We start from the raw sequence: 21,665 nt of genomic DNA, 5'->3' as shown, positions 1-21,665 counted from the left end.
AAAAAGTATGTATCGTTAAATTAGTGAAACTTTTTAAAACGTTATAAAATGAGGTGATAGGATGGAACAAAAAATTCAAGAACTGCCTGTACAAAAAAATATCTCTTACGAAGAATTAATTCAAACGAAAGAATTCCAAGAATTGGTGCAAAGGAAAAAAACATTTATCCTCCCAACAACAATCTTTTTTCTTATCTTTTATTTTACACTACCTTTATTAGCGGCCTACACGAAGGTCCTGCACACAGAAATTATTGGACCGATTACAGGTGCATGGATTTTTGCCGGATTACAATTCTTACTAGTCTGGGTATGCGGTTTTATTTATGTTAAAAAATCAGAAAAGTATGATAATTTAGCGGAAGCTATTTTACATAAATATCGAGGGGAGCTTAGTGGATGAGTACACTTTCAATCTTGCTATTTATCGGAATTATTGCATTAACATTGGCTATTACTTATTTCTCTTCAAAGAAAACCAAAAGTACCAGTGATTTTTATACAGCTGGAGGAGGACTTACCGCAACACAAAATGGCCTAGCCATAGCTGGTGATTTTATGTCGGCAGCATCCTTTTTAGGAATAACCGGAGCGATTTCCTTAATTGGATTTGATGGGTTTTATATGAGTATTGGAAATTTATTGGGTTTTCTTTTCTTGCTTTATTTAGTTGCGGAACCGATGCGTAATTTAGGAAAATACACATTGGCCGATATGATTACCGCACGTTTTAAATCCAATAAGGTTCGTGGTATGTCAGCAGCTAGTACCCTCGTTATTTCAATTTTTTATATGATTGCCCAATTGGTCGGCGGCGGCGGACTGATTAGTTTAATGCTGGGGATCGATTACTGGCTTGCGGTCGTGATTGTTGGAGTCTTAATGACTATATATGTCATTTTTGGAGGGATGACAGCAACGAGCTGGGTACAAATTACAAAGGCCGTGCTTTTGCTTGGAGGCTCGTTGGTGTTAACCCTATTAGTATTTGCAAAGTTTGACTTCAGCATTATTCAAATGTTCCATCATATTAAATCGGCCAGTCCATTTGGTTCGGAATTGGCGAATCCGGGAAATAAGTACAGTAATGGATTGGACATGATCTCTCTTAACATGGCACTTGTTCTTGGAGTCGCAGGGCTGCCGCATCTGCTGATTCGCTTTTTTACTGTAAAAGATGCAGCAACAGCAAGAAAATCGGTGGTTTATTCCACTTGGATTATCGGAGCGTTCTTTCTAATGGTTGTCTTCCTCGGATTTGGTGCAACAGTTTTTGTCGGCTGGGACAAAATTGTGGCCGCTAATCCTGCGGGGAATTTGGCCGCGCCAATGTTAGCGCTTTCTGTAGGTGGAGACTTTCTATTCGCTTTTATTTCAGCTGTTGCTTTTGCAACCATTCTTGCCGTTGTTTCGGCTCTTGTTTTAACGTCTGCCTCTGCTTTTGCGCATGATATTTATGGGCAAATTATTAAAAAAGGAAAAATTACAGAAAAGCAACAAATGAAAGTAGCCCGTATTTCTTCTATTATTGTAGCCGTTGCCTCCATTCTTTTAGCATTAGTTGCAAAGAATTTAAATGTTGCGTTTTTATCCGTCCTGGCCCTAGGAATTGCGGCAAGCGCCAACCTGCCTGTTATGTTATGTACAATCTACTGGAAGCGATTTAATCAGACAGGTGCCCTAACAGGAATGGTAGTTGGATTAATTAGTTCGGTTGTGCTTGTTTTGTTAAGCCCAAATGTTTGGAACCCCGAAGCGGGTAAGGCGATTTTAACAGGAACGCCGTTATTTCCATTAGCTAACCCCACGATTATTACCGTTCCACTGGGTTTTATTGGTGCATATTTAGGAACCATCCTATCATCTAGGAAGAAAACGGAAAAAGGATCCTTTGAAGAAGTGTTATTTAAATCAAACACTGGATTTGGAATTAGCGTACCAAAAGAACATTAAAGGTAAGATTAACGGGTGCGTGTGTTTAACAAGAAAAATAGTTTAGATGTTCAACAATCGGGCACATAACTTGAACAGCCGGTCTGCTATAGCCGGCTGTTTGATCTTCCAACATAAGGTGCAGGTAAATTATATAAGATCACCAACAAGGTTGAAGGTCTTTAGCATCGTGATTTCTAATGAAGTAAATGCCGTAACTGTTCAGCCTGTCTTCGACTGTCATTAATTGTTTCATCGGCAATTTGTTTACTGCTTGAATCTAAATCACCTTTAATAAGCTCTGCTGAATAGTGGACTCCATATTTGTCTAAACCCTCAATAGCTTCCTCTATGATTCTTCTTTCATTATCAGGGATCATAAATTTATGCATAAAGCTAATCATTGATCCAGAGATACCCTCATCGTCAGCCGGAACTCCACCAAGATTCTGAATTCGTTCTGCTATCTTTTGGGCATTTTGCTTTTGCTCTTGCTGAATTTGTTGAAAGTTTCTTTTTACATCATGATTGTTTAACTTTTGGATATATTGTTCAAAACCATGTATTCCCATATATGTACCTCTTAATAATGTGTTTAATTCTTCTATAACGGTCTTATTTATCATAATCTCACATTCCTTTCTATATAGAGGGAGTTTAGTTTAAGTGTAATCATTCACAATCTGTATTTTTTTGTTTGCTACTGCAATTTTCCTCTACACAATTGAACCACTGCCGTTAGGTAAGGGACGGCATAGTGAACGTTTTAATAAAATTACTTCGTCGGCAGATCAAGTTTAATTTATAATTTTTTCCAAAAAGCGTAAACTACTAAAAATTGATAACCGTTGATAGAGCAGAACTTTTACCGCTGCATTAAAAGAGGGTGATTTGGTTGATCCAAAAGGTGATTCATTCTACACATATTTATATTCTTCTCTTCATGTCGACTGGATTTATGGTCCATGTTTTGCTGCATCCTGTGATTTTAACTTCATCCAAACGGGACTCATGGCTCTCTGTGATCGCTAGCGTGGTCCCTTTAATCCTTTGGACGGCGATGATTTATTATCTAAACAAAAAGTTCGAACAAAAAAACATGTTCTCATTGTTGATTTCATTGCATCCCTTGATTTCCTATCCGATTCGTATTCTGTTTGGTCTTTATTTTTTTCTTACAGCATTTATCACGTTCAAGTATACAGGCTTTTGGGCAAAAACAAATTACGCATTTGACATTCCTGGTTTCATCGTCGTAGTTCCATTTGCATCTCTATGTTATTATGCTTCACTGAAAGGAATTCGAACCATTGGTTCCTTATCAATTTTCTTATTGCCTTTGGTTTTAATGTTTGGATTTTTAGTAGGAATTGGAAATATAAAAAATAAGGATTACAGCATGCTGTTCCCCGTTTTTGAGCATGGAAATCAAGGATTTTTTTTCGGAATCATGTATACATGTGCCAGTTCATTTGAAATCATTTATTTTCTTTTTATCACGCCCTATATAAAAGACCGGATCAAAATCAAGCCGATGATATTTGTTAGTATCGGAATCTTCTTCTTAACACTAGGTCCCCTGGTAGGAGCGATCGCTGAATTTGGTGCGGAGGAGGCAGAAAAGTTGAAGGTTCCTGCCTATGAACAATGGAAATTGCTAACACTTGGCGTCCATATCACCCGCCTTGATTTTCTGTCGATCTTTCAGTGGTTTTCAGGGGCATTCATCCGGATCAGTTTAAGTATGTTTATCGTAAACCAGCTATTGGATCATTACCAAAAAAAGAAATGGATTCTTCCTGTTCTTTACACCCTGCTTATCGTCAGCGTGTTAATACCCTGGGATTTCAGTTCTTTTTTTTCGCATTTATATTCCGTTTATTTTCCTGCTAGCCTGGTGTTTCTGTTTTTTGCTTTTGGGCTGTTGTTTTTTCTTAGCCGAATTAAGGGGGATGCTTTGTGAAAAAAAAGAACCTATCGATACTAGAACTAAAAGAGTGGTTCCAACTTTCTTCCGATATTGTGCTGCAAACCAAATCCTATCAAGGCAGGATTTCTGGCCATTCTCTTGCCTTTTTATATTGTCCCAATTTAGTGGACACTAAGGTGATGAACGAAACCGTTCTCCCCAACATAAATGAAGCGATGGAAAAGGAGCAGACCCTGAAGCTAGAACACCTAAACTGTCTCTTGGGGATCACGAAGCTTGGTGATGCCGAAAATATCAAATATGAAATAGAACAAAGGCTTTTTTCCGGAGAATTGGTCATTTTGAATGAGGATTCAGCAGATGTCTATTTTATTCCCGTCTCCAATCCTCCTAAGAGAAGCCCGGAAGAAACCAATTTGGAACAATCTGTTCGGGGACCAAGAGACGGCTTTGTGGAAAATATCTCCGATAATATGGCGCTGATCCGTCAACGATTGAAAACATCTTCCTTTAAAAACATTGAATATACGATTGGTGAAAGAAGCAAAACAAAAGTTTTACTGCTTTATATAGAGGATATACTCAATCCCTCTATTTTGGATGACGTGCAAAGGCGGTTACAATCTTTTACCATCGATATTTTAAGCAGCAGCAATCAACTGGAAGAAATGCTCTATGACCATCCCTATTCCATTTTTCCGTTAATGGATTACGTCGGGAGACCCGATTTTCTTGTGGACGCCTTGAATCAAGGGAGATTTGCCATTTTGTTAGATGGAAGCCCTAGTGGTTTGATTGGACCGACAGCCCTTATGCAATTATCGTATTCTCCTGAAGATGCGCATACCAGTTTTTTTTACACTAGTTTCGTTCGTTTACTAAGGGTATTCGCTTTAGTCACGACCATTTTATTGCCGGGCTTTTACATTGCCTTAATCACATTTCAGACCGAGCAGATTCCTTATACCCTGCTTGCCACCATCTCCGTGTCAAGATCAGGGCTACCATTATCAGGATCTATGGAAGCGTTTATCATGTTAACCTTGTTTGAACTGTTTAAAGAAGCAGGGCTGAGACTTCCAAAAGCTGTCGGGCAAACCGTTGCCGTTTTAGGCGGGTTGATTATCGGCGATGCGGCAATCCGAGCCGGATTAACGTCTCCGTCCATGCTGGTGGTGATCTCGATTACTGTTATTTCAGGGTATACATTGGTCAACCAAAACTTGGCGGGCAATGTGACCATTCTTCGCTATTTCGTCCTTTTCCTCTCATCTATGCTCGGGATGTATGGATTTTTTCTATCATTTTTTATTATTATAGTCCTTGCTTTTTCGCTTGAAAGTTTCGGGCAACCCTATTTAACCGTATTTGCCTTTCCAAATATGTCAAACATCATAAAAAATTTTATTAAATTACCCTATAAACAGTTAAATAAACGCAATTCTTCTTATGAACCAAAGGACACAACTAGGCAAAAGGAGTAGTTTTCCATGAGGAACCTGATTTCTTTCATCATTGTAACGAGCCTTTTGTTTCTTTTGACAGGTTGTTTTGGGGCAAAGGAAATTGAAGCCGAGACTTATGTAACCGCTATTGGAATTGACTATAACAAGGGAAAATTTAAACTTTATATTCAGGGTCTAAATTTTGGGAATATTGCTAAACAAGAAGGAGCTTCTTTAGAACAACAGCCCATTTTAATAGGGGAAGCGAAAGGAGAAAGTATCTCGGCAGCAGCTGGGTTATTGGAACAAAGGTCCTCTTTGCCATTAAATTATGGACATGTTCATACCTTCATCCTGAGCAAAAATATAATAAAAGAAAAAATGGCGGATGTGATTGATCTTATCAGTCATGCGCCTTTATTGCGATACAACTTCTTCATTTTTGGCACAGAAGAGAATCTAAAATCGTTAATGCAAACTCAAAGCTTTTTTAATTATCCACAATTGTATTCGGTCATCCATCGACCAGAAAGGCTCATCCGATATAACTATTCACTCCCGGTCATGACATATAATCAATTTACTTCCCGTTATTACCGACCGGTTGGAACGATTTTAATCCCGTCGTTAACCATCGACAAAACCCATTTTTCAGAAGGAAAGGAAAAAGCACTCCCTGTGATTAACGGAGAATATTTGATTTCCAAGCAGCGGTTTAAAGGATGGTTGGGTAAAAAGGACTTAAGCGGATTAAGATGGATCAAGACAGGAATCCAAGATACCACTCTCCGGATAGGGACCGAAAGCATATCGGTAAGAGTAAAAAACCCTAAAACAAAAATTATGGTATTAAAAGGAAAGAATCCTACTTATAAGATTGTGGTAAAAGGGGAGGCTGTTCTGGTGCAAAATAGAAATAACAAACAACTCAAAGAAGTGGAAAACGTGTTAAATAAAAAAATAAAAAACGAAATTTTGTCGACTGTGAAGAAGGGTGACCAGCTGAATACAGATGTATTGAATATCAGTGAAAAACCATATAAATATGATTTGAATCATTGGAATATCGAGACAATCAGAAGATTTAACGTGCATTCAGTAAAAGAAGTACAGGTCAAGATACAAGTGGATCCAGGGAATTTCAAATATTAAAAGGTAATTTGGGGGATCGGAAATGTACAATCCGGAAATTGAGGCGATGAGTCGCACGGAATTGGAAGCATTACAATTTTTACGCCTTAAACAGACGATAAGAAAGGTTTATGAAAATGTGGCGCATTATAAGGGGAAATTTGAGGAATTGGGTATCACACCTCAAGATATCCAATCGTTGGACGATGTAAAAAAGCTACCTTTTACAAAAAAACAAGACTTGCGGGAACACTATCCATTTGGATTGTTTGCCGTTTCGATGGACGAAGTAAACCGAATCCACGGATCATCTGGAACGAGCGGAAAACCAACGGTTGTCGGATATACAAAAAATGATATAAAAAATTGGGCATCCATAGTTGCTCGCTCCATTGTTACAGCTGGGGGAAGAAAATCAGATGTTTTTCATAATGCTTATGGATATGGTCTTTTTACAGGCGGGCTTGGACTTCATTATGGGGCGGAAGAACTGGGGGCTGCCACTGTTCCTATTTCAGGGGGAAATACGGAAAGACAAATAACGATTATTAATGATTTTAAACCAAGAGGAATTTGTGGAACCCCATCCTATATTTTAAATATTGTTGAGCAAATGGAACGCATGGGAATGAATCCGCGTGAGACAAGTCTTGAATATGGAATCTTCGGTTCTGAACCGTGGACAGAGGAAATGCGGGCTACACTTGAGAGAAAACTGGACATTAAAGCGATTGATATTTACGGTTTAAGTGAGGTAATGGGCCCTGGGGTGGCCATTGAGTGTTATGAAGCTCAAGATGGTTTGCATATTGCTGAAGATCATTTTTTTGTGGAGGTTCTTAACCCTGAAACATTAGACCCGGTCGAAGATGGCCAAGATGGAGAGCTTGTGTTTACCACCTTAACAAAAGAAGCACTGCCAATTATTCGTTACCGAACGGGAGACATTACTTCCATCACCCGTGAAAAATGTAAATGCGGCAGAACACATACGCGTATGTCCCGGTTAAAAGGAAGGACAGATGACATGCTGATTATTCGCGGTGTAAATGTTTTTCCTTCAGAGATTGAGCGTGTTCTTTTACAAATTAAGGGGCTTGTTCCAAATTATCAAATTCATTTGATTAAAAAAGGGAGTTTAGACAGTGTAGAATTACACGTTGAAATTGAAAAACAGCTTTTTGAGGAAGTTGGAGAAGATTTAGGACATGCGACGATTCAAAAATTAAAAAAGAATATTCAGCATCAAATGAAATCAAGCTGTTTAGTGACAATGGATACGATTATCCAAAAACCAGGAAGCCTGCCTCGATCTGATGGAAAAGCAAAGAGAGTTTTAGACAAAAGAAATCTTGCGCAAGAAGTTTCATAAAGCTTTTACAAATATGGTTAAATGAAAGCCTTGCCCAGACCATTATTTGACAGCAAGCTTAGGTGTAATGGTCGAGAATACACGGTTAAAAACGTTCTATCTTATTCTTAATTTTCAATTATAAATGTGCCAATAAGGCACCAAAGGATTCGCTGGATTTTGGTGCGTTCATATTATGGAATTGTATTGAATTCGTTTACATAAAAATACCCCTCCTTAATGGGGAGGGGACAGGAAATTAGAATCCAAATGGTCCAGGTGGACAGCAAGGATTAACGGGGGCACCACACATCGTATGTGTTTCACAGCATTCATTTACACATGATTCTGTGTGTGGAAAAAAGTGTTGATGATTTACATGAAGCTTGTTGACAGTAGTGGTATGAGAAGGATGAATATGTTGTACGACTTTATTAAATAAATTGGTTTTCACATATTGTTGTCCAGGTGAAACAAGTGGCGGATCATACTGTGCAGGAAACGCTTGTGGCGGACAGTATATTGGTTGACATGGTGGTGGCGGACAGAATGGAGCTGGCATTTGTTGTACAGGAGCAACCTGATTTGGCATTGCATTTGATGGAAATCCACCAAATCCCATATTTCTATTCATAGTTATTTAACCTCCAGGTAAATTTGTCTTGTTACATCAATAGTCTATGCGAACTTTGTTCGTGCGGACTAGTTCTGATACCTATTTATGTCAAAACTTATCGCAGAAGATCCAGCCGTTATCACATAAAAAATGACATGACTGTAGGTTTTTTTTCATACAATATTTTTGGGGTGAAAAAATGCCGAGAGTAAATTACCGAAGCTCAGACGTTGACGTAATGGCAAGGATGATGCGAGCAGAAGCCGAAGGTGAAGGAAAACAGGGAATGTTGTATGTTGGAAATGTAATTGTGAATCGTCTTGCAGCAAATTGTTTAGATTTTAAAGGATTAAGAACAGTTCCCCAAGTTATTTTTCAAGTACAAGGAGGAAATTTCTCCTTTGAAGCCGTTCAAAAAGGGAATGTATTTTATCAAAGATCAAGAACTGCTGAAAGAAGATTAGCAAAACAGAATTTGGATTATTGGAGAGACCACCCAGCGAAATATGCCCTTTGGTATTTTAATCCACATGCGCCATGCCCTCCAACATGGTACGATCAACCTCAATCTGGTCAATTTAAACAACATTGTTTTTATGAGCCAAAAGCTGGAACATGTGATAGTGTATATAGCGGTTAAGCTTACTCTAGGAGTAAGCTTTTTTTCATAGTTAGAATATTTACATAATAAAAATATGTATAGTTATGCTTTACAGTACTTTAATCAATGGGGTCTTCCAATACATATTTACTTGTCTCCTAAGATTTTTTGTGTAATAAATCATACTAGGAAATAACGGCAAGGGGAGAGAATAATGGAATTTATAATAGGATATAGAGAAAATGCGGTACTGAGGAATAGCTTTAATGAGCTGGCAATGAAAACCTTTGGGATTGAATTTGAGGATTGGTACCAAGAGGGCTATTGGACAGATAAATACATACCTTATTCGCTGGTTGATCATGGGAAAGTGATTGCCAATGTTTCTGTTAACCTGCTTGAGTTGGATATTGGTGGCCAGAGGGTACCGGCTATTCAAATTGGTACCGTCATGACGGACCAAGAGTATCGAAATTGCGGGTATTCAAGGCTGCTCTTGGAAAAAGTGATCGAAGACTATAAGCATATTGAAGTTATGTATTTATTTGCGAACGACACAGTCCTCGACTTTTATCCGAAATTCGGTTTTGCAAGAATGGAAGAAACCTTGTTTAGTTTAGAAATTCAGCCTAAAAGCAACACTCTTCCACCAAAAATCCGAGATTTAAAGTTTATTTATGAAGCCGCTGCAAAGAGAAAACCAGCTACTCAATTCGGGACAGCAGGAACTGAAGAATTGCTGATTTTTTATGCTATGAAGGTGTTTACAGAGGATATTTACTATCTTGAACAGGAACAGGCTCTCGCTATTTGCCAACAAGAGGGAGAAACACTTCACCTATATGATGTCATCTCTGATCGACAGATCGATTTACTACATCTAATCAGCCAGTTGCGCAATAGTGAAACCACAAAAGTGGTCTTTCACTATACCCTTGAAATCGCTGAGGTTCAAATGGGAGAATGCCAAGGTTGGAATGTCTTGTTTGTCAGAAATACTGGCAATATTAAATTTCCTAAACATTTTAAACACCCAATCACCTCACAGGCGTAGTTTTAAAAGACCTAGGGGACGGTTCTGTGGCTTTTTAGTTCAAAAGTGGTCCCAAGAATTATGTCCATATGATATGCTTTTTGGTCATTCGTCGGCTTTATTTCTTAAAATGTTTTGCAGTCGATGGACCGAACAGGGAGCGATAAACCGTCCATTCATTGGAATAATATACATCATTTTGAAACATACTTTAAAAAATGACGTAAAATGGGGGTTTAAAGTGTTTAAGGTTAAGGAACCGTTAAGCTCATCCGAATTAGGGACGCTTTGGCTTACATACCAAGAAAAAACAATGATCCTAAGAATTTTTGAATACTTTTTAAAAAAATCAGATGACCAAGAAGCTAAAAATATCATGGGTATGTTGTGGCAAGAATTGGATTATTATGTAGAGTTGATAAAAGGGATTTTTGAACGTGAAGGGGCAGTTGTTCCTAAAGGATTTACCAAAGAAGATGTTAATTTAGATGCACCCAATTTATATGATCATGGATTTGACATTATGTTCCTGCGCATTTTAAAAGAAATCAGTATGGGTATGTATACCATTAATATGAATATGGCATACCGAATCGATGTTATGACCATTTATGAAGGTCTGACTAACGTTACTCATAAGTGTTATAAATTGGCAACTGTCTATTTACTAAAAAAAGGGATTCTTACACCTCCTCCAATTATTACCATGCCAAAAAGAACTGAATTCATTGAAAGTAAACGCTATATGAATGGATATAAACCATTTAGTGAAAAAAGGCCATTAAATGCTATTGAGTTGGGCTTTCTACATCATGGAATTGAAACGAATAACATTGGAATGCAACTTATTACTGGATTTGCTCAAAGTGCAAAGAACAAAGAAGTTAGACAATATTTTGAAAAAGGGAAAGAACTTGCCAAAAGGCAAATAAAAACATTTCAAGATTTACTCTTAGAAAATGATATTCAGTTTTCGACTGGGTCTGGATGTACGGTAACGAATTCAACAGTTGCTCCATTTTCAGACAAACTCATGATGTTTTGCATCGACTTACTGAATGGGTTCTGCATTGTTGGGGAAAGTTTCGGAACCTTTTTCACATTAAGAAATGATATATCTTTAAAAACCGCGTTACTTGCCAAAGATGTGTATTTTTACGGTCAAGAAGGACTTGAAATTATGTTTAAACACGGATGGTATGAAGAACCGCCACAAACAGAAGATCGAAATCATTTAATAAATAAAAATGAATCATAAAAAAGGTCATTAGACAGATACTAACATTAGTGTTAAATTTAACACTAATTTTCAATGTGGAGGATATACTATGAATATTCTTTTTAGCTTATTATCAGCCTTAATTACTTTGTTAGTTAAAGCTACATTCATAATGGAAAAGATGGATTCTAGATTAAAATCTTTTTTAAGAATGCCCATCTTAACAAAAGCATAGAGATTTCATCAAGTATGATCTCATTCACATTGTGATAAGAAAAAGGTAAGCATTAATGCTTGCCTTTTTTATATGCTAGTGATTTCTTTTGACATATCATACAATCTCCTTATTGAGCGAATTAATACTCTCCAACACTTCTCCATTTATATGACTTTTTCCGAAAATATAGATGACTTTTAATATGACTATCCTCACTATTTGTTGTGATCTACAGGCTTTACACTAATTCTAGTTGGGAAATGTTTCTAGGTCTCTGGTCGTAGGAAATATTACAACACCCGCCCGAGGCTTATGGATTAGTCGAAACCCTATAATAAAAAAGGAAACTGGTGAAAAGTGGAAGATTATACAACCATTAACGGAGGGGAAAGAAGTTATGCAGTCGTGGATCAAATTTTCTTTAAAAAACGCCGGGGTTATTTTTATCGCTATGCTATTGGTGATCGTGGGTGGGATTTATTCCGTCAAAACGATGAAGATGGAGTCGATGCCGAATGTCGACATACCTTATATCATCGTACAAGTTCCATATGTTGGAGCTACGCCTGAACAAGGATTAGAAGATATAGGGAAGCCGCTTGAGACGACGCTGTCGGGGATCAAGCAACTGGATAATCTCTACATTGAAGCACACAGCAATATGGTTGTCGGGATTCTTGAGTTTGAAATGAGCAAGAACATGGAAGAGGCCGAAAAGGATGTAACAACTGCTATCGCAACGGTCAAGCTGCCGGAAGGTGCTGAGAAACCTCAAATCCTAAAGGATGGTCCTTCTGCCATGCCAGTCTTTCAGTTTGCGCTTTCTTCAGAAACAGCAGGGCAATCTGACTTGACACAATATATCAATGAACACATTAAGCCGGCCTTATCTGGAATTGACGGTGCAGGGTCCATTGAGATCAATGGCGAGACTGAAAAAGAAGTGGCCGTCAAACTTGATTCCAAAAAGATGAAGAATTACGGGATTTCTTATGAGACCGTCAAACAAACATTTTTATCGCATCATTTTTCGTTTCCTGCCGGGCAGGTCAATATTGATGATAAAACCTTGAACGTTCAGGCAGATTTCAAGCTGGATTCTGTACAAGATGTGAAGAAAATTCAAATTTTGGCTCAAGGTCCTGCTGGTGTCGAGAACGTGAAATTATCAAAGATTGCTGATGTTTCATATACCAATAAAAAGGAACAGGTTTACACCCGATTAAATGAGAAGCCGGCCGTTTTGGTCGAAATGAAGGCACAGCCGGGTTCTAATACCGTTGAAGTGGTCAGTAAAGCAAAGGAAGCACTGGAAAAATTAGATCTTCCATCTGGTTATACTTTAACTAAATTATATGATACCTCCAAAGAAGTCAAAACATCTGTCGATGGGATGCTTCGCGAGGTGTTGCTAGGTACGTTGTTTGCGATTATTGTGACGTTTTTGTTTTTGCGGAATATAAGAGCAACCATTGTTGCCGTACTTTCGATTCCATTATCCATCTTAGCCTCAATGGTGACGATGAAATATTTTGGTTACAGCTTAAATATGATGACCTTGGCTGGAATAGCCGTCGCTGTTGGCCGGGTGATTGATGACTCGATTGTAGTGATTGAAAATGTCTACCGCCGGACCCTGACTAGTCCTAAACGGGATGAGCGGTTGGTGTTGACGGCTGCCAAAGAAGTGGGTGGAGCAATTACCTCATCCACTTTGACAACGATTGCCGTGTTCGGACCGCTTTCGTTTGTTCCAGGGATTATTGGCCGATTTTTTGCGCCGTTCGGCATTACAGTCATCGTTGCGCTCGCGTTTTCTTTGATTGTATCTTTAACGGTTGTACCATTATTAGCGAAGTTATTTTTACTGCGGATCAAACCTAAAGAGGAGAAGGAAACTTGGTTCGAAAAAGCCTATAAACATACTTTGTCTTGGGTGTTGACTCGTCGTGCTGTGACGATTGTGTTGGCGGTGGTAATGTTTGCCGGATCGCTCGCCTTGGTTCCGATGATACCGAAGAACTTTTTACCGCAGGAAAAAGCCGTCTCCTACCGGTTAACCGGGGAATTACCGGCTGGCACTTCATTGGAAAAGGCTAATGAGTTAGCCATTAAAGTAGAAAAGATTTTAGCTGATGAACAGCATATTAAAAATGCGCAAACAGTTGTGGGCGGCGACTTTATTCGTTTTTTCATCGATTTAAAGGAGGATGTGACGAAAGAAGAAACAAATGATTTCGAAAAGAATGTCCGATCTAAGGTGGAAAAATTGGACACTCAGATGCAGGTGGCACTTGCTCCTGTAGGGATTGTTGGAACCAGCGGTCTGGCCCTGATTGTGGAGGGTGGCAATGTCAAAGATTTAGCTACCGCCGGGAAGCTGATCGTTGATAAAATTAAGGATATCGATGGATTGGAAAATGTCGAATCAAATCTTTCAGGAGTAAAGGAACAGCTGCAGTTATCGATTGATGATCAGAAAGCTGCTGAAAAAGGGTTGAGCCCGATCATGGTGGCCGGCTTTGTAAGAGAGCTGATTGCAGGCAATCATGTGGGAGATATGCAGGTTGAAGGAAAAACAACAAGTGTTAATCTGTTGTTGAATAGTGGGTCCAATGACTCTATTAAAGATGTTTTGAGTCAGAAAATGACGAATCCGATGGGGCAGCAAGTGACTCTTTCTGAAGTCGCATCCCTTTCGAAGCAGCCTAGTCCTTCGGCATTGTACCGGTTAAATCAGCAGCAATATGTACAGGTTACCGGCCGGATTACAACAGATAATTCTTCGGGCGTGCAAGCTGAAGTAGAAAAACGGCTTAAAACGCTAGATTTGCCAAAAGGGATAACCTATCATTCCGAAGGCCAGGCACAAGCAATGAATGAAGGATTCACTAATATGACGATTGCGATGGCGGTTGCGATTGTGCTTGTGTTTATCGTGATGTTAGTGGCGTTTGGAAATATGGTCATGCCTGTTGCGATTCTATCCTCTCTACCGTTCATGTTCTCTGGCGGATTGCTTGGACTGTATCTGACAGGGCAGGCTCTTGGGATGCCGGCGCTGGTTGGATTCTTGATGTTAATTGGAATCGTTGTGACAAATGCGATTGTGTTAATGGAACGAGTAAAGCAGAACGAGAAGAAGGGCATGGCAATCAATGCTGCATTGCTTGAGGCAGGGAAGACCCGTCTTCGCCCGATTTTGATGACGGCGCTTGCGACGATTGGTGCGCTGCTGCCTTTGGCTCTGTCCAGTGATGGTGGATTAATTTCGAGGTCTTTGGCGATTGTCGTGATCTCGGGGCTACTGACTTCGACTTTGTTAACCTTAGTGATTGTACCAACAACATATCATATTTTGAGATCAACTAAGGCGAGATTTAATAGGAAGAAGGAAACAGTCGAGTCTACCATAACAAGAGGTGTGTCGTAGAATTTTAATTGTGGAGTGAAATAGGAGGGAGAAGTGTTTGATTGCACTTCTCTTTTTTTGTTTTTCTTTATAGATTTTTTGTGAAACTAGAATTGGACTTTATAGTTTTATTTTTAAAAGATGAAAGAGTCTCCATACAGAAACCCATAGGAAGGTTCTTCTAGAGGCTTTTTAGCCAATGGAACATCTCCGTAGCGTCATCCAAGCATAAAAGTAAGACCTATAAAATCCGCATTTTAACTGATTCACTTGTCCATTCAAAAGTTTTTCGAATTAATATGATAAATTATCATCTCAATTTTAATAGATTTTCTAATATAAAAATATGTTTCAATCCATATCTAGCATCAAGCAAGAAAAGACTTATTGACATTAATAATGAATAATAAGAGTTACCATTTTTGTTATTTTCTAAAGATTAGTACGGATTAGTAAAAAATATTGCGAAGTAAAAGGAGGTTGACAATGTTAGAAAGTAAGAATTTGGATCGTCGAATTTGTGATATTGAATCGGAGTCCAAAAATACACAAACCTACCGAGAATTTATGAAACAAAGTGAAGATGAGTTTGGTTTAAGACCAAGAAATTTAGATAATATGAGTAATGAGCAATTGACTGAGTATTTAGATTTCCTGGATTTCTTGTGGGGAAAGTAATCCAAGTAATAGCGTCAATAAAAGAGGGACCTTATTCAACTAACAAGTGCAGTTTAGTTCAACAAGAAATAGGTATTATTTCCAATTATATGCCTTGCTTACTAAGCAAGGCATATGTCATTTTGTTTTATAAATCGAGTAATAGTATCTTGGAAATGAATGAATCACATTGTTTTAAGAGTAGAGATAAAGATACATATTAAACGATTATTTCGTTAATTGATTCCGATCCTCAATCTGTGGAGGTTCTTCCATCCAGCCATTTTTTATCATTAGTTTTCCTCCCTCTTGAGCAAAACTAAAAATATCTTTTGAAAGTAGAGACATTTTTGCAGGTAAGTCATTTCGTAAACTAAATGCCCCTCCTAATGCATTACTTCCTAACCCAAATGAAGTTAATAAACCGGTGTTATACATCATTATTTTATCGGAAAATGGTGAAATTTTTGACGTAGTTGCTTTACCAGCATGTGTCGCTGGTGGTTCAATAAAACTTTGGCGTAAAAAATCACCAAGCTCCATTTCAATTTTTTTGGACAATTTCATTCCCTTTACAAGGTAATCTTGAACTTCCTTATTCTCGGCAACTTGGGCAAATCCAATCATTAGTTGCATTCCTACAAGGTTTGTTTCAACGGCATGGTGGATCAGAGATACTTCAATCGTATTTAGTGACCTGGTTTCACGGAAGGGATTGAGGCCGCCCCTATACTTTTTATCCTCTACAAAATGCACTTCTTTAGGCATTGATACGAAAGGCGGACGCACCAAAACTCCTTTTTCTAAAAGGTGTTGAGCTGCTTTGTAGTTCATCGTTTGGGCTTCTGCTGCTATATTGATAAAAAACTCATTAATATCTTTCCGATAAGACATACCACAATACAGCGAAAAAAGACTCATTTCCATTTTCGTCATCATATTCAAATAAAAGATATCGTAGAGAAAATCAAATAATTTTGGGGCCCCTTTATTTACATCACTTTCAGTAAAACCAATAGGAATCACTGCACCCTCGTTTTCGAATATCCCTGTAATATATTCGATGGCTTTAGCGGCAGCATCATAATGAGCTTGTAACAGTTGTTTTTCTTCATGATCAGCATGTTCTATAAAATGCTCCATGATTCTCATGATCATGGTTTTTTCTTGATAGGTCATCCATAAATTTGCTAATTCTGATGAAGTAATGGGAACTCCGCTCATTTTCTAACCCCTCTATGTTTTTTATGTAAATTTTTTTTACTTATCCTTATTATGTCCAATCAAAACTTTAAAATCCTTAAGCCTAGTTATTGAGAGTGAGTGGAAGTTGAACTTAAATTACGGGTTAAGAGTAAAAGAGGGGGATTGAAATCGTAAATTGGAATTTTCAATCAATCATTTTAAGACGACTCAAAAAGGTGATTTATTTTTAAAACATTTTTAATCTAAGTGCATAACTTTTTACTTTTAAATGATAATTAATTAAAATAGTTAGCATACTTATATTTAGTAAATCGAAATAAAATGGAGGCGAAAGTAAATGTGGATTCGGCTCATTCCCGTTGTTTTTTTTAGTATATCAGCCTTATCATTATTAACATTTCAATCAATTGAAATTATACATGCATTTTTTGATTTCATTTCTAATAACCCAAATAAAATTAGTAAATATTAAATGTATATAAGGAACAACCCCTTCTCAGTGAGAAGGGGTTTTTTCAACACAATAAATTTTGGAATATTAAACGATCGGCACCGTTAGCTTAATAATGTTGAATACTTTTGTTTAGAGAAAAATGATAGACGAGGTGATAATATGAAGATACTCCTAATTTTAGGTAGTATTGTTATCCCCATTTTTATGATCATACTTCAAAGAAAATGGGTCAAGATCCAGAATCTTTATAATTTAGTTGCAATCATTTCAGCACTTATCTTTGGTAATATTGCTTCTATCGGAATACTTAATATAATCAATGATGGTACAGTATTTATGACCAATATTCATGCCCTTTTTTTAAATCCTTTTTTCTTAATGACAGGGGGGTACTTAGGAGTCTATTTGCTTTATTTAATTGTATTACGAGCATTGAATGATTATAAATAAGCAAGGACTGGGGAAATTAAGATGAATACCTGAAAAGTGAAATTTCTTTAGTGAAAGGATGGACTAAATTAATTGGAACAAAATTATAATCCTGGACAAATCGTCTATGTAATCATTCGTAACCCACATGCACAGGATGTAGCTAATGTTCAAGAAGCTGCTGTTGTTCAGCATCCTGAATCACCAGGTCAATTAGCTCTGTTCCTTTATGAAACCTACTATCCATTAAATGATGCGGTTGCTGTTTATACAAGTGCAAATGAGGCCGAAATGGCTTATCAAGAAGCATTTGGCTTAACAGAGATAGAGGATTATTATGGTTAAGCCATTTATCCCTCAACTCGTCTATGTTGAACCCGGTGCATTGGACTATCCACTTGGAAAAGAGTTGGTTACCAAATTTGAGGATATGGGGGTCGAAGTGAGAGAAACGACTTCACATAATCAGATTCGTAACTTACCAGGGGATACTGATTTTCAAAGATATCGGATTGCGAAATCTACACTGGTTATAGGGGTTAGGAAAACCTTGAAGTTCGATACCTCGAAGCCTTCTGCGGAATATGCCATTCCCTTTGTAACAGGATGTATGGGGCATTGTCATTACTGCTATCTGCAAACAACGATGGGGTCCAAACCTTATATCCGTACATATGTAAATCTCGATGATATTTTTGAAGCAGCAGAAAACTATATGAAAGAACGTGCCCCAGATCCAACCAGATTTGAAGCTTCTTGTACATCAGATGTCGTGGGTGTTGATCATTTAACCCATACATTAAAAAAAGCAATTGAATTTTTTGGTCAAACAGAATATGGAAAATTACGTTTTGTAACAAAATTTGCTCATGTAGATCATTTACTTGATGCCAAGCATAATGGCCGGACCCGCTTTCGATTTAGTATGAATGACGATTATATTATCAAAACCTTTGAACCTGGCACATCAAGACAGAACGAAAGAATTGAAGCTGCAGGAAAGGTGGCAGAAGCAGGCTACCCCTTGGGTTTCATAATTGCTCCTATTTATCTGCATGATGGCTGGAAACAGGGGTATAAAGAGATGTTTGAAAAGTTAGAATCTGAGCTTTCTAATACAGCGAAAAAAGATTTAACCTTTGAAATGATCCAACATCGCTTTACAAAGCCAGCTAAACGCGTTATCGAAAAGAATTATCCCATGACAAAATTAGAACTCGATGAATCAAAGAGGAAATGGAAATGGGGGCGATATGGAATTGGTAAGTATGTCTATACTGATGAGGAGCAAGAAGATATAAAAGATACTCTTGGAAGCTATATTAGTACATTTTTTCCACAAGCTAAGATTGAGTACTTCACCTAAAATAAAAAATTCAGTTGATTAAGCCCTTCGAATAGAAGGGCTATTTATATTTATGCTTTGTCTCTGAGAAAAGAATTTTTGATGTAAGGGTAATTGAATTTAAATACTGATTCTGAGTCCCATAATCGTTTATTTGATTCATTTCTGCGTTATTAATAGGAAATGTATAAAGATTGGGGAATTGAATGACATTCTATCCCCCTTTGTAACGACTGCTTTTAGAATATGGAAATAAAAAACAGAAGGTACGGGACTTAATCCAATGTTAAAAGTAAATTTGTCCATTTCATCTATTTTTTACATACAACTGGAAACAGGTGAAGAAATTAAAATTAATGAAAGCTCTAATGGGAGGGGAAAAACATGAGGGATGGGGTACAAGCAGGGCTAACCTCAGCGGAGGCTACTACCCTATGGGGGGCATACATAAACGATAGTGCCATAAAGTGTAAGTTTGAACATTTTTTATCGAAAATGGAAGATATTGAAATAAAGCCACTTATGCAGCACGCATTAGATATAGCTAATGGAAATCTTAAAACTCTAAGAGAAATCTTGAATAAAGAAAATTATCCTATCCCTTATGGATTTAACACAGATCATGATGTAGATATTTCAGCACCAAGATTATATTCAGATGTATACGTTTTGAATTACCTCCATAATGCCTCACAAATTGCTTTACAAGGGTATAGCATCAATTTATCATTCGCAGTTAGGGCTGATGTTTATAGTTATTTTAATGAATGTATTACCCAACTAACAAAGTTTTTAAGGGAAGTAAAAGAACTTCTGTTATTGAAAGGTCTTTATATAAGGTCTCCGTATTTACCTATTCCAAATAATATCGAATTTATAGACAATGAAAATTTCCTTACAGGCTTCTTTGGGAAGAAAAGGCCATTAGTTGGTCCTGAAATCACGAATCTTTTTGCTAATTATCAAAGAAATGCTTTTGGGGTATCGACTTTAATTGGATTTAGTCAAGTTGCCCAATCAGAAGAAGTAGTTAAATATCTATTTAGGGGTATAGGAATTGCTAAAAAGCATTGCGAAGTATTTGGGGATATATTAAAACAGGATGATCTTCCTGTTCCCACTAGCTGGGACTCTGAAGTAACAACCTCTACAACCTTTACCTTTTCTGACAAGTTAATGATGTTTTACACTACATCTTTAAATGCACTTAGTGTTGGATTTTATGGAATGAGCATGGCAACGAGTCCAAGAAGAGATATTGGCCTTCATTACATAAGATTATCTGCCGAAATTATGAGTTTCGCAGAGGATGGAGCAAAAATCATGATAAAAAATGGGTGGTTAGAAAAACCGCAAATGGCTCCTAATAGAAAAGAATTAGCTTTTAAAGATTTTGAATAAAAAATTAAATAATAACATGAAATTTTCCGTTTAGTGATTAATTGGTAGGCACCCCTCTTAAAATTGTAATCCTTTTTGAAAAGAATATTAAAGGTATCAAAAAAAGAAGAAACTAAAACAGCGGAGGTTAGAACAACAGACACGAATAAGTCAAATTCTCTTCCACTAATCCTGTCTGTTGTGGCTCTTATCCTTTCGTTAGTTGCTCTTGGACTTGGATTCCGTAATAAAAATACTAATCAATAGTTGACCTATTCATTTTTCGAATAGGTCATTTTTGGATTATAGGTGAAAGTTTAAAACCAAACGAGTTTATTTTACTTTTATAACAAACGGTACGGTCAAAATATGCCCATTGACGTTGAATTGACCCCACGCTTTGTAAACCCCACTCGTAGGAAAATAGGGGCATGAAGACCACATTAGGGCCTTTCCGAAATTTCTATGAAAACTGGTTAAAATTTTGTTATTTTTTGCATTTGAAAAGTCGGGAATGGCTTTATTCAACTAAAAAAAAAGATTGTGAAAAAATGTACTGTGCGAAACGTTTCCTTATATGTGCCAAAGCACGAAAATGGAATTTTTACATTTTTACTTGAATATATACTAGGAAAAACTATAGATGGAGGACTATTTATGGCATTCGTTTCAATCTATACTGTTGGCAGGCTAAATCACCCGCATAGCCACTCTGCCTCTCGTGAATTTTTTCAAGTGGGAAATGAAGTATATCGTCAAGCAACTAAATCAGGTCTTATAGAGGCGTTTTCACCTGAAGGAGTCTCTTTCCCTGAAGATACCGTAAAAGGAAAGGGTTCTCCTATTCTTACACTAACCGTATGGAGAAGCCTTCAATCTTTATATCGCTTTACTTATTCAGGAAAGCATATGCAAGCATTGCATGATAGAAGTAGATGGATAGAGTCTTATCCAGAGAAACATCCTTCTTATGTAGTTTGGTGGACAGAAATGGTGCGGGATGTTTCATGGGAGGAGGCATTCAGGAGATACAACCATTATATTCAGCATGGTTCCACTCCTTATGCATTTGATTTTAAGAATGCATTTGATGAAAAAGGGGAGACGTTATTGATTAAATAGCAGGACATTTTATTTCCAAATTATCGTTTAGAGTTCTCTTACCTTATAGGTTTATTTTTTATAACAACTATTTGGGTATTTAAAATAACGTACGGTAGCTTCCTAAAGTACTTAACATTAAATGCTGTACTAGATTATCTTCTCGCATTCCCTATTGCAAAACTTTTCGCTAAAGTTGGAGTATT

General features: G+C 37.4%; 19 protein-coding genes. 16 read left to right on the top strand and 3 right to left on the bottom strand.

All coding sequences use genetic code 11. The features are described from left to right. Positions 1-61 precede the first annotated feature (61 nt). A complete protein-coding gene (locus tag E2K98_RS19415) occupies positions 62-403 on the top strand; it encodes a DUF485 domain-containing protein (RefSeq protein ID WP_133337006.1) in 342 nt (113 codons plus the stop codon). Then, positions 400-1,953 (top strand): solute symporter family protein, encoded by a 1,554-nt coding sequence (locus E2K98_RS19410; protein ID WP_133337004.1) that lies wholly within the window; start codon positions 400-402, stop codon positions 1,951-1,953. Before E2K98_RS19415 ends, E2K98_RS19410 begins: the two co-directional genes overlap by 4 nt. A gap of 176 nt (positions 1,954-2,129) precedes the next feature. On the opposite strand, the gene E2K98_RS19405 is transcribed toward E2K98_RS19410, so the two are convergent. Next, complete coding sequence (locus tag E2K98_RS19405) at positions 2,130-2,558, bottom strand: DUF2383 domain-containing protein (protein ID WP_268884118.1); 429 nt, start codon at positions 2,556-2,558, stop codon at positions 2,130-2,132. A 269-nt stretch (positions 2,559-2,827) separates the two neighbouring features. On the opposite strand from E2K98_RS19405, the gene E2K98_RS19400 reads away from it, so the two are divergent. The 4 genes from E2K98_RS19400 to paaK are packed head-to-tail and all read left to right on the top strand — an operon-like array spanning position 2,828 to position 7,810. Continuing rightward, positions 2,828-3,895, top strand: coding sequence for an endospore germination permease (locus tag E2K98_RS19400; RefSeq protein WP_133337000.1), 1,068 nt, complete (start codon positions 2,828-2,830; stop codon positions 3,893-3,895). After that, complete coding sequence (locus E2K98_RS19395) at positions 3,892-5,346, top strand: spore germination protein (RefSeq protein ID WP_133336998.1); 1,455 nt, start codon at positions 3,892-3,894, stop codon at positions 5,344-5,346. The genes E2K98_RS19400 and E2K98_RS19395 overlap by 4 nt, the downstream gene beginning before the upstream one ends. A gap of 6 nt (positions 5,347-5,352) precedes the next feature. Continuing rightward, positions 5,353-6,459: a Ger(x)C family spore germination protein gene (locus E2K98_RS19390; RefSeq protein ID WP_133336996.1), complete on the top strand. Its 1,107-nt coding sequence runs from the start codon at positions 5,353-5,355 to the stop codon at positions 6,457-6,459. A 22-nt stretch (positions 6,460-6,481) separates the two neighbouring features. After that, on the top strand, positions 6,482-7,810 hold the full coding sequence (gene paaK, locus E2K98_RS19385) for a phenylacetate--CoA ligase PaaK (protein WP_133336994.1): 1,329 nt from the start codon (positions 6,482-6,484) through the stop codon (positions 7,808-7,810). Positions 7,811-8,048: 238 nt separating this feature from the next. Here paaK and E2K98_RS19380 read toward each other — a convergent pair whose 3' ends face one another. Further along, positions 8,049-8,423 carry a CotD family spore coat protein gene (locus E2K98_RS19380; protein ID WP_235824867.1) on the bottom strand — a complete coding sequence of 125 codons (375 nt, stop codon included), beginning with the start codon at positions 8,421-8,423 and terminating at the stop codon, positions 8,049-8,051. 181 nt (positions 8,424-8,604) lie between these two features. Between E2K98_RS19380 and E2K98_RS19375 the strand changes: the two genes are divergently transcribed. The 5 genes from E2K98_RS19375 to E2K98_RS19355 all read left to right on the top strand — a co-directional run bounded on the left by E2K98_RS19375 (position 8,605) and on the right by E2K98_RS19355 (position 15,565). Continuing rightward, a complete protein-coding gene (locus E2K98_RS19375; protein ID WP_026572891.1) occupies positions 8,605-9,045 on the top strand; it encodes a cell wall hydrolase in 441 nt (146 codons plus the stop codon). 175 nt (positions 9,046-9,220) lie between these two features. Further along, positions 9,221-10,060, top strand: a complete 840-nt coding sequence (locus E2K98_RS19370) for a GNAT family N-acetyltransferase (protein WP_133336992.1) — start codon at positions 9,221-9,223, stop codon at positions 10,058-10,060. Continuing rightward, positions 9,993-11,297: a DUF3231 family protein gene (locus tag E2K98_RS19365; RefSeq protein ID WP_328591986.1), complete on the top strand. Its 1,305-nt coding sequence runs from the start codon at positions 9,993-9,995 to the stop codon at positions 11,295-11,297. Before E2K98_RS19370 ends, E2K98_RS19365 begins: the two co-directional genes overlap by 68 nt. A 575-nt stretch (positions 11,298-11,872) precedes the next feature. Next, complete coding sequence (locus tag E2K98_RS19360; protein ID WP_133336990.1) at positions 11,873-14,908, top strand: efflux RND transporter permease subunit; 3,036 nt, start codon at positions 11,873-11,875, stop codon at positions 14,906-14,908. Positions 14,909-15,373: 465 nt separating this feature from the next. Next, positions 15,374-15,565, top strand: coding sequence for a hypothetical protein (locus tag E2K98_RS19355; RefSeq protein ID WP_133336988.1), 192 nt, complete (start codon positions 15,374-15,376; stop codon positions 15,563-15,565). Between the two features lie 207 nt (positions 15,566-15,772). Here the strand turns inward: E2K98_RS19355 and E2K98_RS19350 are convergent, their stop codons facing one another. Further along, on the bottom strand, positions 15,773-16,768 hold the full coding sequence (locus E2K98_RS19350; protein ID WP_133336986.1) for a DUF3231 family protein: 996 nt from the start codon (positions 16,766-16,768) through the stop codon (positions 15,773-15,775). A gap of 595 nt (positions 16,769-17,363) precedes the next feature. Here E2K98_RS19350 and E2K98_RS19345 point away from each other — a divergent pair. The 5 genes from E2K98_RS19345 (at position 17,364) to E2K98_RS19325 (ending at position 21,480) form a co-directional block, all read left to right on the top strand. Further along, positions 17,364-17,654, top strand: coding sequence for a transposase (locus E2K98_RS19345; RefSeq protein WP_133336984.1), 291 nt, complete (start codon positions 17,364-17,366; stop codon positions 17,652-17,654). Between the two features lie 72 nt (positions 17,655-17,726). Then, on the top strand, positions 17,727-17,978 hold the full coding sequence (locus tag E2K98_RS19340) for a transcriptional regulator SplA domain-containing protein (RefSeq protein ID WP_133336982.1): 252 nt from the start codon (positions 17,727-17,729) through the stop codon (positions 17,976-17,978). Next, entirely contained in the window at positions 17,971-18,999 is a 1,029-nt protein-coding gene (splB, locus tag E2K98_RS19335; RefSeq protein ID WP_133336980.1) for a spore photoproduct lyase, read from the top strand. The genes E2K98_RS19340 and splB overlap by 8 nt, the downstream gene beginning before the upstream one ends. Positions 19,000-19,362: 363 nt before the next feature. Beyond that, positions 19,363-20,379: a DUF3231 family protein gene (locus E2K98_RS19330; RefSeq protein ID WP_133336978.1), complete on the top strand. Its 1,017-nt coding sequence runs from the start codon at positions 19,363-19,365 to the stop codon at positions 20,377-20,379. A 636-nt stretch (positions 20,380-21,015) separates the two neighbouring features. Beyond that, positions 21,016-21,480: a DUF3291 domain-containing protein gene (locus E2K98_RS19325; protein ID WP_133336976.1), complete on the top strand. Its 465-nt coding sequence runs from the start codon at positions 21,016-21,018 to the stop codon at positions 21,478-21,480. The last annotated feature ends 185 nt before the right edge of the window (positions 21,481-21,665 follow it).

This window comes from Bacillus salipaludis (genome assembly GCF_004358205.1).
Note: the sequence above shows the minus strand (reverse complement) of the source record. Positions and strands in the feature narration are given on the sequence as shown.

What these genes read in the sequence shown, in the direction of transcription:
- E2K98_RS19415 (WP_133337006.1), top strand. Translation starts at nt 62, where the DNA reads ATGGAACAAAAAATTCAAGAACTGCCTGTACAAAAAAATATCTCTTAC.
- E2K98_RS19410 (WP_133337004.1), top strand. Translation starts at nt 400, where the DNA reads ATGAGTACACTTTCAATCTTGCTATTTATCGGAATTATTGCATTAACA.
- E2K98_RS19405 (WP_268884118.1), bottom strand. Translation starts at nt 2,558, where the DNA reads ATGATAAATAAGACCGTTATAGAAGAATTAAACACATTATTAAGAGGT.
- E2K98_RS19390 (WP_133336996.1), top strand. Translation starts at nt 5,353, where the DNA reads ATGAGGAACCTGATTTCTTTCATCATTGTAACGAGCCTTTTGTTTCTT.
- paaK (WP_133336994.1), top strand. Translation starts at nt 6,482, where the DNA reads ATGTACAATCCGGAAATTGAGGCGATGAGTCGCACGGAATTGGAAGCA.
- E2K98_RS19380 (WP_235824867.1), bottom strand. Translation starts at nt 8,423, where the DNA reads ATGAATAGAAATATGGGATTTGGTGGATTTCCATCAAATGCAATGCCA.
- E2K98_RS19375 (WP_026572891.1), top strand. Translation starts at nt 8,605, where the DNA reads ATGCCGAGAGTAAATTACCGAAGCTCAGACGTTGACGTAATGGCAAGG.
- E2K98_RS19370 (WP_133336992.1), top strand. Translation starts at nt 9,221, where the DNA reads ATGGAATTTATAATAGGATATAGAGAAAATGCGGTACTGAGGAATAGC.
- E2K98_RS19360 (WP_133336990.1), top strand. Translation starts at nt 11,873, where the DNA reads ATGCAGTCGTGGATCAAATTTTCTTTAAAAAACGCCGGGGTTATTTTT.
- E2K98_RS19355 (WP_133336988.1), top strand. Translation starts at nt 15,374, where the DNA reads ATGTTAGAAAGTAAGAATTTGGATCGTCGAATTTGTGATATTGAATCG.
- E2K98_RS19350 (WP_133336986.1), bottom strand. Translation starts at nt 16,768, where the DNA reads ATGAGCGGAGTTCCCATTACTTCATCAGAATTAGCAAATTTATGGATG.
- E2K98_RS19345 (WP_133336984.1), top strand. Translation starts at nt 17,364, where the DNA reads ATGAAGATACTCCTAATTTTAGGTAGTATTGTTATCCCCATTTTTATG.
- splB (WP_133336980.1), top strand. Translation starts at nt 17,971, where the DNA reads ATGGTTAAGCCATTTATCCCTCAACTCGTCTATGTTGAACCCGGTGCA.
- E2K98_RS19330 (WP_133336978.1), top strand. Translation starts at nt 19,363, where the DNA reads ATGAGGGATGGGGTACAAGCAGGGCTAACCTCAGCGGAGGCTACTACC.
- E2K98_RS19325 (WP_133336976.1), top strand. Translation starts at nt 21,016, where the DNA reads ATGGCATTCGTTTCAATCTATACTGTTGGCAGGCTAAATCACCCGCAT.